At 36.5% G+C, this 13572-nt stretch carries 12 protein-coding genes and 1 pseudogene; 5 read left to right on the top strand and 8 right to left on the bottom strand.

From position 1 onward, the window contains the following. The first annotated feature begins 5 nt into the window (after positions 1–5). The 3 genes from RHABOEDO_RS03910 to RHABOEDO_RS03900 all read left to right on the top strand — a co-directional run bounded on the left by RHABOEDO_RS03910 (position 6) and on the right by RHABOEDO_RS03900 (position 3377). Positions 6–1067, top strand: coding sequence for an LptF/LptG family permease (locus tag RHABOEDO_RS03910; RefSeq protein ID WP_220017794.1), 1062 nt, complete (start codon positions 6–8; stop codon positions 1065–1067). Beyond that, positions 1064–1795, top strand: coding sequence for a phosphatase PAP2 family protein (locus RHABOEDO_RS03905; RefSeq protein ID WP_215216714.1), 732 nt, complete (start codon positions 1064–1066; stop codon positions 1793–1795). Before RHABOEDO_RS03910 ends, RHABOEDO_RS03905 begins: the two co-directional genes overlap by 4 nt. 64 nt (positions 1796–1859) lie before the next feature. Next, positions 1860–3377 (top strand): carboxypeptidase M32, encoded by a 1518-nt coding sequence (locus tag RHABOEDO_RS03900; protein WP_215216715.1) that lies wholly within the window; start codon positions 1860–1862, stop codon positions 3375–3377. A 903-nt stretch (positions 3378–4280) separates the two neighbouring features. On the opposite strand, the pseudogene RHABOEDO_RS03890 reads toward RHABOEDO_RS03900, so the two are convergent. The 3 genes and pseudogenes from RHABOEDO_RS03890 to rplM all read right to left on the bottom strand — a co-directional run. After that, positions 4281–4385: pseudogene (locus tag RHABOEDO_RS03890) on the bottom strand (IS5/IS1182 family transposase); the annotation flags it as partial. Between the two features lie 233 nt (positions 4386–4618). Next, positions 4619–5011 (bottom strand): 30S ribosomal protein S9, encoded by a 393-nt coding sequence (rpsI, locus tag RHABOEDO_RS03885; RefSeq protein ID WP_215216717.1) that lies wholly within the window; start codon positions 5009–5011, stop codon positions 4619–4621. A gap of 9 nt (positions 5012–5020) precedes the next feature. After that, the gene (gene rplM / locus RHABOEDO_RS03880; protein WP_215216718.1) at positions 5021–5470 is read right to left on the bottom strand and encodes a 50S ribosomal protein L13; all 450 of its coding nucleotides are present in this window, start codon (positions 5468–5470) and stop codon (positions 5021–5023) included. Positions 5471–5635: 165 nt separating this feature from the next. Between rplM and miaB the strand changes: the two genes are divergently transcribed. Further along, a complete protein-coding gene (gene miaB / locus RHABOEDO_RS03875; protein ID WP_215216719.1) occupies positions 5636–6982 on the top strand; it encodes a tRNA (N6-isopentenyl adenosine(37)-C2)-methylthiotransferase MiaB in 1347 nt (448 codons plus the stop codon). Here the strand turns inward: miaB and RHABOEDO_RS03870 are convergent. From RHABOEDO_RS03870 to RHABOEDO_RS03850, 5 genes are all read right to left on the bottom strand, one after another. Then, a complete protein-coding gene (locus RHABOEDO_RS03870; RefSeq protein WP_215216720.1) occupies positions 6956–7519 on the bottom strand; it encodes a hypothetical protein in 564 nt (187 codons plus the stop codon). The two genes, miaB and RHABOEDO_RS03870, sit on opposite strands and share 27 nt — an antisense overlap. A gap of 8 nt (positions 7520–7527) precedes the next feature. Beyond that, positions 7528–9537, bottom strand: a complete 2010-nt coding sequence (gene ligA / locus RHABOEDO_RS03865) for an NAD-dependent DNA ligase LigA (RefSeq protein ID WP_215216721.1) — start codon at positions 9535–9537, stop codon at positions 7528–7530. Continuing rightward, positions 9527–11662: a 1,4-alpha-glucan branching protein GlgB gene (gene glgB, locus RHABOEDO_RS03860; protein ID WP_245397556.1), complete on the bottom strand. Its 2136-nt coding sequence runs from the start codon at positions 11660–11662 to the stop codon at positions 9527–9529. Before glgB ends, ligA begins: the two co-directional genes overlap by 11 nt. A gap of 245 nt (positions 11663–11907) precedes the next feature. Continuing rightward, positions 11908–12423, bottom strand: a complete 516-nt coding sequence (locus tag RHABOEDO_RS03855; protein WP_215216393.1) for a transposase — start codon at positions 12421–12423, stop codon at positions 11908–11910. Beyond that, entirely contained in the window at positions 12380–12733 is a 354-nt protein-coding gene (locus RHABOEDO_RS03850) for a transposase (protein WP_215217041.1), read from the bottom strand. Before RHABOEDO_RS03850 ends, RHABOEDO_RS03855 begins: the two co-directional genes overlap by 44 nt. Positions 12734–12763: 30 nt before the next feature. Between RHABOEDO_RS03850 and RHABOEDO_RS03845 the strand changes: the two genes are divergently transcribed. Then, positions 12764–13405, top strand: a complete 642-nt coding sequence (locus tag RHABOEDO_RS03845; RefSeq protein WP_220017872.1) for an ISAs1 family transposase — start codon at positions 12764–12766, stop codon at positions 13403–13405. Positions 13406–13572: the final 167 nt, after the last annotated feature.

Genomic DNA, 13572 nt, shown 5'->3' with positions numbered 1-13572 from the left:
TGCATGTGAAAATTTGGCAACGCTATCTCATCCGAGAAATAAGCAGTTTTTTCTTTCTTTTTTTAGGCTGCTTTTACTCCATCTATGCATTAATAGATTATTCTTTACACATGCAAGACTTTATGCAAGACACAAAAATTACTTTTTCTCATATGTTTTTATATTATCTATTTGAATTCATTAAAAGAGCTGACTTATTGATTCCCCTAGGTGTTTTAATCACTACGATAAAGGTGTTATTTGCACTCAAGACAAGGGGGGAATTGGTGGCTCTAAGAGCTTCCGGTTTATCTTTAAAAGTGATTCTACGCCCTTTCTTTTATCTAGCTATTGCTTTAGCTCTTTTCAATTATATGAGTAATGAATGGATACTTCCTTCTAGTTTAACTTTTGTCGATCAATTCCAAGAACAGCATTGGAAATCCTCTTCTAAAGATAGCCATCTTTACATGATGTCTTTATCTGACCAATCTAAACTCATTTATCAAGCTAAAGACCCTCAAAAACAACTACTAACCGATGTATTTTGGATCCGCAGTGCTGACGAAATTTGGCGCATGAAATCTCTTTGTTATGATCTAAAACAGCCCATAGGGTTTTTTGTAGACCAGCTTAAGCGAAATAGTAAAGGGCATTTTGAAAAAGTAGAGTCTTTTGAAAAATACCTTTTTACCTTATTTAAAGGCCTTCTAGAAAATTACAAACCACCTCTTTCTCTAGAGAATCAAAAGATCAGCACTCTGTTTAAAGACTTAGTTAAAAAGAGAGTAAGCCCTTACGAATATCCTATAGCTCTTTCTTATTTCTTATTGAAAATTACTATGCCTCTTTTATCTTTATTAGCGGTTCTTGCCATTGCCCCCTTTTGCATAAGTCATAGACGCTCTTTCCCTATCTTTTTAACCTATGCTTTGGCCCTATTTGGATTTATTGCTTTTTTTACTCTACTAGATGCAGCTCTAATTTTAAGCGAAAATGAAACCATTTCTGCTTTTTATGCAATCCTTATGCCTTTTTGCATTTGCTTTAGTCTATTTTCCTACCGATACTTTAAGAGAGTACAATGACCACCTCATATAAACTCAGATCCCTTTTTCTTTTACAAACTCTTCTAGCGCTTTTACTAGCAAGCTTATTGTGGCCCAAAGCAGCTATCTATTGGCAAAAGCTAGACATTGCATTTTTTAAACTGGTCAATCAATCTCTATTAGATAGTCACTATTGGCAAGTATTTTGGGCTTGCGCAAATCACAAATATGCAGACTGGGTAGAAGATCTATGCATATTGGTATTTTTCACTGTATGGATACAAAAATCTCCGTATTCTTTACGTAAAATACGTATCGCACAATTGCTCTTTTGCATTTTATATATTGCTTTTATTCTCTTCTTTGTAAATTGTATGCTTTTTCGTAATTTTATTTCCATACCAAGACCTAGTCCTTCTTTAGTAGTTGAAAATAGCGTAATGCTATCACAGGAAATCCCTTGGATGAAAATCAAAGATGTATCTAAAACAAGCTTCCCGGGAGACCATGCCACAACAGCCTTGCTTTTTGCCGCTAGCTTCTCTTATTTAGCTGGTTGGCGTTTTGCCATTGTAGCTTGGTTCTATGCTGGTTTTCTTTGTATACCTAGGTTGATCACAGGCGCTCATTGGCTCTCTGATGTGGTTGTGGGTAGTGGTGGAATTACTTTATTTTTCTTAAGCATTGCCTTCTGCACCCCATTAGCTCATAGCATAAGCTCTTATTTTATACGTATATTTAATAAAAAGCAGATAGCAAATAACTAAAATCTAGCTTCATCTTTTTAGAGTTTTGATCTAATCTAAAGATAGGCAAATCATTGGATAATCTATGCATCCCTATCAAAAACTCATTAAGCTCTCTAAACAAATAGCCCATCTCTCTTCTATTACCTATCTGCTCGAATGGGATCAAGAAATCTACATGCCAGCAGAAGGAATTGCATATCGCCCCGAACAAATCGCTCTTCTTTCTGGCTTGGTTCATCAAAAAAAAACAAGCAAAGCCTTTGCAAAAAGCTTAAATTCTTTAATTGATTTGGATACAAAAGAAATCAAAGACCCTCATCTAACCCTCCTACAAATAATCGCTTTGAAAAGATGGCGTAGAGATTATCTGCTAGCGGCTAAAATTCCCTCTTCTTTTGTCAAAAAATTTGCCACTGTGACATCTAATGCAGCTCATGTATGGCAAATGGCAAAAAAACATAACGACTTTAAACTATTTCTTCCTCATCTACAAAAAGTGATTTCTCTTTGCCGCAAAAAAGCAGATATTATCGGCTATCAAGAGCATCCTTATGATGCTCTATTAGACACCTATGAGCCGGACGCTAAAACCTCTGATCTGATAAATATATTTAACCAATTAAAACCGCCTTTAAAACAATTGCTTAAAGAAATATCTATTAAAAGCCCTGTAGAAAATCATTTTCTTTATCAGCTATGTCCTAAACACATACAGCTAGAATTTGCTCATTTGATTTTGGAAAAAATGGGATTTTCTCTCTCTTCTTCTCGTTTAGATTACTCTGTACATCCCTTTTGTACAGGCCTACAACCTAAAGATACCCGTATGACTGTAGCTGTAAATCCAGAAAATATTCTAGGCACCATTAGCGCAACACTGCATGAAGGAGGCCATGGCTTATACCATATAGGCCTTATTGCTGAACATTACGGGACTCCTCTTGCTGAATCACTTTCTTTAGGGATTGATGAAAGCCAATCTCGTTTTTGGGAAACCTTAATTGGTCAAAACAGGCATTTTTGGCAGTATTTTTTTCCCATATTACAACAAAATCTTCCTAAACAATTTGGATTGATTACTTTAGATCAGTTTTATAGAGCTATTAATAGTATAAAACCCCATTTCATACGAATCGAAGCCGACGAAATTAGTTACAATCTGCACATTTTATTACGCTTTGAAATAGAAAAGCAGCTCATCGAAGGATCTTTATCGGTTAAAGATATCCCTGAAGCTTGGAATACGCGCATGCGTGATTATCTGGGCCTTGATCCAAAGATCGACAGCCAAGGTTGCTTGCAAGACATCCACTGGTCTTTAGGAATGATAGGATACTTTCCTACCTACGCTTTGGGAAATCTTTATGCAGCGCAATTCTTCTCTCAGTTCAAAAAAGATCAGCCTAATTGGGGAACACAAGCAGAACAAGGAAATCTCTCCCCTATTCGCACTTGGCTACAAACACATATTCATAAATTTGGAAGGCAATATACACAAGAAGAACTCTGTCAAAAAATTACAGGGTCTATTCTTTCAGAAAAACCCTTTATTGATTACTTACAAAAAAAATACAGTACGCTCTATCAATTGGATTCTTAAAGCGTTTTTTAAGCAAACACAGTTATAGGGTATCGCTTTTTGATCTTTTCTAAAGTTGGTTCTAAAAGTTTCATAAATAGATCTATTGACTAATACGGTTAGTCTAGACTTGTTCCAATCAAAATGTTCTGCTAAAATATTTTTCAGTTCGCAAATATGTATTCATAATACCTCTTACCTACATTCCCACCCCCTTAGGGCACTTTTTTGGAATTAGCCCATAGATTTGAATTGCCGTTTCTCCAAACAAGCAAATGACTTTCTTTCGAATTGCGTTAATAGATCTCTTGCATAACTTGTATACTCGTTTATCTTTAAATTAAGATTTAACTAAGTAAAATTTCTTAGATAAAAGAGGCTGCAGTTCTTCCCGATATTTAGGAATATTTTCAAAAAAAGAACAAATCGCCTTCTTAAAATCTAAGAATTTTTCATAATATCGATTATTACGAAATTTTTTATTAGACTAGTTTGATTTCAAATTAAGAATTGCATAACTGGGTTTTTTTGAAAAAACCACTCTATCTTACAAGGATATGTTATCTTTTGTATAAAAATGTTTATATATTAAACCTCTTAATTTAAATGTAAACGAGTATATCATGAAGGCTATATAGTTGATTGCGCGCCTTTCTTGGATCTGGTAATTTCGAAAAATGCATCATAATAGATGAAGAATGAATGAATCCTTCCATTTTATACTCCTTATGAAAAAGGAGCCAGAATCATTTTTTATCTCTCAATTATCAAGCAAAATCTTCATGCGTTGGCCCTGCATTTAGGATAATCTATGGGTAATATATTGGTTCCGATTCAATCGTATAGAAAAATATAGGATTAACGACAAGTTTCAAGTCGTTGACTTGAACCCCATTAAGCTAGCCGTTTGAATCGGTACTACTATAGATCAACTATTCGTGGACGTGTTTTTTTGCGTGTAGACTCAAGTATTAGATGGATTTTGCTAAATTGCTTACGAGAGATATCGCTTGGATAAGAGCGGGTCATAATTACCTCCAAAGGTTTTATGAAAACTATCATTATACCTTACTGAAAAGATTTTAAACAGGCTCTTACTGTATGTGAACAGCAGTTAGGGTAAGAGATATTCATTTATGACTCCAATGTTTTTGGAGCATAATATATTCTTTATCTATAAATTAAAATTTAGATAATCACTGCTTGTTTAGGACCATCGAAAAAGGGCTTTAAATAATAAAGCCCTAAAACAAGGAGAGAAACTAACGTTTTGAGAACTGGAAGCGCTTACGAGCTCCTGGTTGTCCATACTTTTTACGTTCTTTTTTACGAGAATCACGGGTTAAAAAGCCTAAACCCTTTAAGACTGGCCGATTGTTTATGTTCTGCTCAACTAAAGCTCTAGAAATGCCCAGTCTAGACGCAATCACCTGACCTTCAATGCCACCACCCTTTACACGGATGATAAGGTCGTAGTTCTCAGGGTTATCCACCTCACTTAAAGGGGATAAAATGGTTGTTCTTTGCAGGGCTAAAGGAAAGTACTCTTCAAATTTTTTTCCATTTACTTCTATCTTTCCAGTACCGGGACGTAGGCGAATAGAAGAAACCGCTGTTTTTCTTCTGCCCGTTCCAATAAATTCTTGTTCTTTCATAAGTCCCTATTAGATGTTAACGGATTGTGGAGATTGTGCATGCATATCGTGCTCCTCTTTTGCATAAATACGCAACTTTTTTAGTTGAGCTTCTGCGAGCCTAGTTTTTGGCATCATTCCTTTAACCGCCTTTAAAATGATGTATTCAGGCTTTCGATCAAGCATAACACGATAAGGGATTTCCCGCATTCCGCTCATAGCTCCTGTGTGATAGCGATAAATTTTTTGAGCATCTTTTGAACCAGTAACCGCAATTTTACTTGCGTTAACAACAATGACACCATCCCCTGTATCGGTATTAGGAGTAAAATCTGTTTTATGTTTCCCTCTTAAGATTTTAGCTACTTCGCTAGCAAATCTTCCTAAAGTCTTACCTGACGCATCTAGTTTGAACCATCTGCGGTTAAGGCGAGCATCCTCTTTGGTGACAAAAAATGTTTTATCTTGTTTTGCATTCATCTACAAGCCTTTAAAAGAGTTTTAAGTTTATTTATTAAAGAAACGATAGTTTACTTGTCTGTTCTTTTTTTGCCAAGAACTTAAGACTTTTGCTTGAGATAAGCTTGCTAAAAGCTCCTTTTTAAGCTAGACTCCTCTTAATTTTTAAATTCAAAGAAGATCATTATGCGTAAACAACAAGTAAAAACTTTTTTCGTAAAGACCTATGGCTGCCAAATGAATGAGCTTGATACGGAAATCATGGTTGGTCTTTTGGAAAAAAGAGGATTAAAACGCGTATTAGAAGAGGATCAAGCAGATCTTTTTATCGCTAATACTTGCTCTATTCGCGATCTAGCTGAGCGCAAAGCCTTTGGCAAGATAGGTCGGATGAGGAAAAATTTCTTAGAAAGACCCATAATTGGTATTACAGGCTGTATGGCAATGGCTAAAAAAGATTCTTTGTTTCGCAAGCTTCCTCATGTGGATTTCGTATTAGGTACGAATAATATTAGCGATTTGAATGAGGTGCTTGATGAGGTTTTGCTAAAAGGTAAAAAAACCATTCGAACTGTGGATCGGTTTGAAGAAAATCTGGATTATTTGGTAGCGAAACGAGATGATCCTATTAAAGCCTTTGTCTCCATTATTCGAGGATGTGATAAGTTCTGCACCTATTGCGTTGTTCCTTATACGCGAGGGCAAGAAGTTTCTCGCCATCCTGATCAAATTCTTGAAGAATGTAAGCTCCTTGTGGAAAAAGGTTACAAAGAAATTACACTGCTTGGGCAAAACGTCAACAGCTATGGCAAGGATAAAGCAGAATGGGGTTATTTATTCCACGATTTGCTCTACCGCTTAGATCAAATACAGGGTTTACAACGCATCCGTTTTATGACATCTCATCCTGTGGATATCACCGTTGAACTTATGCAAGCTATCCGAGATCTTCCTTCTGTATGTGAATTTGTGCATTTCCCGATCCAAGCTGGATCTAATCGCATTTTGAAAAAAATGCATCGTATTTACACTTTGGAAACCTACTTAGAAAAAGTAGCTTTATTAAAAAAAATTGTACCCAATGTTTCGCTTGGCACAGATATCATTGTCGGTTTCCCAACAGAAACAGAGCAAGAGTTTCAGCAAACCTATGATGTCTTGAGAGAAATTCGTTACAGCGTAGCTTTCATTTTTTCTTATAGCGCCCGTAAAGGGACCCCTGCATTTCGCTGGAAAGATGATATCCCAGAAGAGGTAAAACAAGAGCGTCTGCAGCGTCTTTTACAGTTACATGAGCAAATCTGTACAGAACAAAGACGAGAGATATTAGGTTCTTGTATAGAAGTGCTAGTAGAAAAATGCACTAAAGATAAAAATCTCAAAGCGCGCAGTAGATGTTGGAAAAGTGTGATTTTTGCAGGAGATACTTCTTTAATTGGCTCTTTGCAAACCGTAAAAATTATCGGATTTAGCAATCAAACCCTACTTGGAGAGCTTGTTCCCCATTCAAGTCTTAAGAGTTTTAGCCATTAATAAGCCTGCTAATGCCCAACCAATAACTAGGTTTAAGCAAGTTATAAGGGTATAAGCTGTAGAAAAATGCCACCAATTCCAATTAGGTAATACACCTATAATCGCTGTTAATAACCCAATCATTGTCACAAAAAGTGCCTTTTCTAAAAAACGCAGTCCTTGTGTTTGTAAAAGCATCCAGGATATCATTGCTGCTGCTAGAATATAGGAACATAAAGAGATCATTAGAGTTGTAAGCCCCATTTTTTTCATTCCTCCTAATTTTATGGAGGCAAATACAAAAGGACCTGTCTTTAAGATCTCTTCTGCTTTTCTCATCTCTTTCGTAGGTGTGTTATTAGAATAATGACTCGTATTGGGTAAAATATAAATTCCGCTCTGTGAAGTGTTTTCTTTGAGAACCTTTGCAACTTCTGCTTCATTTGTAAATTTAAAATAGGTCTGTGTATGCCAAGGGAAAATCATCCAAGAGAGCATACTCCAAATAAAAACAGTAACTCCTCCAATAAGAGCGCCTTTAACCAGTTTTTTATACATCTTCTCTCCTATAGCAGCTTTTTAAAAGCTTGCTCATTTAATATATGGACTTTGTATTCTTGTGCTTTAGCCAATTTAGACCCTGGATCTTCACCTATTAGAAGATAATCGGTATTACGACTCACAGAATTTGTTACCCTGCCTCCTCTTTCTTTAATAAGAAGAGCAGCATCTATTCTACTATACTCTTTTAAAGTACCGGTTAACACAAATATTTTATTGGCAAAATAGTGATTTTCAATCTGAATTGTTTGCATCGATTGAGGTTTTACCCCAGCTTCGAGTAAAGCCTTTATCTCCTGTAAATAATTTGGATCTTTAAAATACTCAACAACAGCAATAGCCGTTTTTTCTCCAATTCCTTGAATTTTCCGCAGTTCATCCATGTGCATTTCTAAAAGCCTATCGATTGTCCTAGCTGCTTGTGCAAGCAATTCGGCAGAGCCTTCTCCTACATATTTAATTCCCAAAGCTAAGATAAACCGATCCAAACTTACATGGCGAGATTTATCAATGCTATTTAGCAAGTTTTGAATCGATTTTTCTTTAAATCCTTCTAATTGAGCTAAATCTTCTTTAGTCAATTGATAGAGATCGGCTACGCTGCGAATCAATTTTTTTGCGATGAGTTGTTTAGTCACCTTGTCCCCTAAATGTTCGATGTTCATAGCATCTTTACTTGCAAAAAAGAAGATTTTACGCATAACTTGCTCAGGACAATTTTTAGTATTAGGACAGCGCATAGCAACCTCGCCTTCATATTGCACCACTTTGCTACCACAACTGGGACAAAAATGTGGCATATCCCAGGGAGTTGAGGATTTTATGCGTTTCTTTAAGTTAACCTGCAGCACTTTAGGAATGACATCGCCTCCTTTTTCAATGATTACATAATCTTTAATACGAATGTCTTTTCTCTCTATTTCTTCTCGATTATGTAAAGTAGCCCGAGCAATTGTGCTACCAGCTAACAATACAGGTTCTAATTCAGCTACTGGGGTTAATACTCCTGTTCTGCCTACTTGCACGGTAATATCTCTAATTTTTGTTTCGGCTTGCTCAGGAGCAAATTTATAAGCAATCGCCCATCTAGGGCTTTTACCTGTAACACCAAGCTCTGCGTGATCTTTTAGTAGATCTATTTTAACTACAATCCCATCAATATCAAACGCAAGATGATGCCTTTTTTTCTCAATTTGTTTTGCAAACTCCATGATCTCATCTGCTGTGTGACAACGCTTGATATATGCATCGGAAAAGCTAGGAAGGCCTAAAGATTTTAAATAGTGATGGCAATCATATTGAGTTGTGCAAGGAGCCTCTGCTTCATTAGCAAAAGCATAAAACACAGCGCTTAAAGAACGTTTAGCTACTTGATTTGCATCAAGTAGCTTTAAAGACCCCGCTGCTGCATTTCTTGGATTTGCCCATAACTCATCTCCTACAGCTACCTTGGATTGATTGAGCTTTTGAAAAACCCGATGCAACATAAATACTTCTCCTCTAACCTCTATTCTCTTTTTTGTTTTTATACAAAGAGGAATAGAGCGAATAGCTTTAATATTTGCGGTAATATCATCACCTACTTTTCCATCCCCTCGAGTGAGAGCCTGTAGCAATTTGCCATCTTGATAACAGACGGTTATAGCTACCCCATCCATTTTTAGCTCTGTACAAAACTGCAAGTTTTGAGGACCTAGCCATTTTTGCATGCGTTTAATAAAATCTTCCACCTCTTCTTGGGAATAGGTATTGCTTAGGGAAAGCATAGGAGTTGTATGTTTTACTTGAATAAATCCCTTAGAAGGTTGGTCTGTTAAACGCTGAGTAGGAGAGGAGGGATCAATCCACTCTGGATGCATTTTCTCCATTTCTTCTACTTTTTTTACCAACTGATCATATTCATAATCTGAGATAACGGGTTTGGCTTCGAGAAAATAGAGCCGATCGTGTTTATGGATCTCTTCTATGTATTGCGTGTACTGTTTATGTGTAAAAGAAACTTGTTTAGCAGACAAATTGCACCTCAAAAATCATTGTTGCAAGTGGAGAGAGTTGAAATTGTACACCGATTGGTTTTTTTTGCAGATTATTCATGATTTCTACAGAAGAGTTTAGTTTACCAGAACCACCATACTCTTTTTTATCTGTATTAAATACTTCTTTTATTCGTACTACATTTAACAAATGAATTACATAATTGGGTATACAATTAGCACTAAAATTATGCACACAAAACAAAAGTTGTTGCTCGGCCTTTCTTAAATAGCTAATACAACAATTCTTTTGGTCTGAAAAATCTATCCATTCAAATCCTTTAGAATCAAAATCCCACTGCCATAGTGCGAAATTTTTCTGATAAAAAGCATTCATTTGCTGAAAAAATCTCTGAAGCATTTGATGTCTTTCATAGGCTAAAAGCCCCCAAGGAAGCTCTTCTTGTGAGTTCCATTCTTTCCACACACCTAACTCTACCCCCATAAAAACTAGCTTCTTTCCTGGATAACAGATTTGACAACTATAGAATAGGCGTACATTTGCAAATTTTCGCCAATCGTCCCCTGGCATTTTAGAGAGTAGATTAGCTTTACCATGAACGACCTCGTCATGAGATAGGGGAAGAATAAACTTCTCAGAAAAAGCATATAGTAAACTAAACGTAAGTATATTTTGATGATAGCTGCGAAAAAGAGGATTTTTAGAAAAATACTGCAAACTATCATTCATCCAGCCCATATTCCATTTAAGGTTAAAACCAAGACCACCTTTTTCTAAAGAATGCGTTACACCGGTAAAGGAAGTAGACTCTTCAGCACACATCAATGCAAAAGGGAATAATTGGTGTACAATGGAGTTAAGATGTTTGATAAATTCAATGGCGGCTAAATTTTCTCTGCCTCCATACGCATTAGGGATCCATTCACCAGCTTCCCTTCCATAATCTAAATAAAGCATGGAAGCTACTGCATCTACTCGAAAGCCATCAACATGCATCTTATCAAGCCAAAAAAGAGCGCTTGCGATCAGAAAATTCGACACTTCAAATCTACCATAATTAAAAATACAAGTACTCCAATGAGGGTGATATCCTTGGCGTATATCTTTATGCTCATATAAACACGTTCCATCAAAGAGATGTAAAGAATGACTATCTAGGGGAAAATGCGCGGGGACCCAATCTAAAATGACTCCAATATTTTGCTGGTGTAGATAATCTACAAAATATTGGAAATCCTCAGGAGTTCCAAATCGACTAGTTGGGGCAAAAAAACCGGTTACTTGATATCCCCACGATTCATCAAGAGGATATTCTGTAATAGGGAGAAGTTCTACATGAGAAAATCCCATCTGATTGCAATATTGAGCTAGTTCAAAAGCCATCTCTCTATAATTGAGATAATGCCCATCTCTTTTCTTCCAGGACCCAAGATGAACCTCATAAATATTCAAAGGATAACTATCTCTATTGCGTTTTAGTTGTTTTTCTCGCCAAACTTGATCTTGCCACTCATATCGATCAACATCAAATACAATAGAAGCGTTAGCAGGTCTTAACTCACAATAGTTCGCATACGGATCTGTTTTAAGAAATACTTCCCCATCGGTATGAATTTCAAACTTGTATTTTTGATAATTACCAATCCCTGGAATAAATAACTCCCAAATGCCCCCATAACTGCGCATGGGGTTAACACGACCATCCCAATGATTAAAATCGCCTACTAAAGAAACCCATTTTGCATTAGGAGCCCAAACTGTAAATTTTACTCCTGCAATTCCTTGATGCGTGCTTACTTTCCCTCCCATAACTTCATAGAGACGGTAATGAACACCTTGTGCAAACAAATGTTTATCCAACTCGCCAAAAATAGGACCAAAGGCATAAGGATCGCTTGCTAGCAAACCATTTTGATGATAAACACGGTAATCTCTAAATTCTGTTTTTTCAGGGACTTCATATTCAAATAATCCCTTGCTGTCGATCTTTTTAGCTTGAACTATGGATCCAAATACTTTTAAATAAATATTCTCTGCTCCAGGACGCCAAAGGCGAATCACTTTTTTACCATCAATGCCTAGGTGTAAACCTAATACATCATGTGGGCTAGAATGAATCTTTTCCTGGAAACGCTCTAAAAACACACAAATCTCCCTTGTTATTACTTCACAATATATTAGTTCTTCATTCTAATGACAAGAAATCAACAGCTAGTTCAAGCAACACAATATGAAAATCATGGCCAACGCATGTTAAGAATTGCATAACTGGGTTTTTTTGAAAAAGCTGCTCTATCTTGCAAGAAGAGGTTATTCTTTTTATAAAAACGTTTATATATTCAACCTCTTAATTTGAATGTAAACGAGTATGAACCTATCTTGAATTAAATTTACTGTTTTAAAGATACTTGCCGACTTAAGAAATTCATCCAATATCCCAGTAGTCCAAACATTAATAGTCCGTTCCAATATATTGCCTTTCTTTCCCAGCGCACTGTAAGACGACGGAAGCATGTCTTTAACCAAGAAATCGTTCTCTCAACGACCCAACGTTGCTTTTCAAGGTAGCAAATGCCTTTTATCTTATATCCCTTAGTGTTTCTTTTCCGAGCTATCAGAGGAAAAACCTCATGGGAAAGAACATCGATACGTGTTTGCTCTGAGTCATAACCTTTATCTGCTTCAAGTATGGGTACTTTTCCCTGATTCCATGCTTTTTTAATGAAGGGAATGACTTTCCTAAGCAGAGGGATCACTTGTTTTTTCTCATCCCCGGATGCTGATGTAAAAGTGATTGCAAGAGGCTTTCCTGATTTTTCTACCAGTAAATGCGATGTCACGCCTTTACCTTTGTAGCCATAATCAACTTGCTCTCCTCCTCCGCGTCCGCTGGAAAAAAAAACCATCTACAGAGAGTCTCTGGGCATCAATACACCCCAGCTGTTCGGCAAGCTTAAGCAGCTCTTCTAAAAATTGATCTAAAAATCCAGCAGATTGCATTCTTCCAAGCCATGCGTGTGCTGTTGAGGGATGAGAAAACTCCTTGTTTCTAGGTGCATCTTTCCAAGGAGCTCCTGTCCGAAGCACCCAGAAAATAGTATTCACTACAGGTCTCCATGGCGCTAATTTTCTTCCATAATGGTTACGATTTACCCATTTTTCCATTTGAGGTTCGAGTATTTTAAACTGTTCTTCATTTAATCCTTGCTTGCTCATGTCATCTGTCTTTAGTTAAAAAATAAAAAGATCTGGTATCATAGCGAAAATTTATATTCAATTCAAGATAGGTTCATAGAACAGATTTGTTCCCAGGGAGGAGATTATGTTATTGCTCTTAAAGGCAGTCAAGACCAATTACATGCAGAAGCTCATAACTTTTTTGAACAAGCACAGGACGTTATACCGGAAGAAGCTAGCTGTGATTATTGGCGGTCTGAAAAATATACTCGAGGACGTAGTGAGATAAGAGAAGTATGGGCGACTGAAAAATTAGATTGGTTACCTCAGCGTCAGATTTGGAAGAAGCTGCATAGCTTGATATGCGTAAAAGTACAGAAGAAATCGCAAGAGAGGAATAGCTGTGAAATTCGGTATTTTATTTCAATTCTACCTGCTAACGCAGAACGTCTTGCAAAGGAAGTGCGTAATCACTGGAGCATCGAAAACAAATTGCATTGGCAACTTGATGTTAATTTCCGAGAGGATTTAAGTCGTGTTAGAAAAGGAAATGGAGCTGAAAATCTATCTATAGCCCGACGGGCTACTTTGAATCTTTTACAAAAAGATAAGACAAGCAAGGTCAGTTTACGTAAACGGCGCTTCATTGCATCATGTCGTAAAGATTATTTATTAGATCTAGTAGGTGCAAAGGAAATTCTTCATGCGTAAGCCCTGATATGAAAATACTCCAGCATTACTTAGAGCTAAGAAAATCAGAATGAGTTTTCTTAGCTCTATAATTCCTCAGTTTTTGCAAGATTATTTTCTTCTTTTCCAGCAGTTAATAATATATTTTATAAATTAAAATAATTAATAGAAATTGACTGTAATTATAC

It is taken from the genome of Candidatus Rhabdochlamydia oedothoracis, from assembly GCF_019453995.1.
Taxonomy (GTDB): Bacteria; Chlamydiota; Chlamydiia; order Chlamydiales; family Rhabdochlamydiaceae; genus Rhabdochlamydia; species Rhabdochlamydia oedothoracis.
The sequence above is the reverse complement of the archived record's forward strand: the minus strand, read 5'-3'. Positions and strand labels throughout refer to the sequence as shown.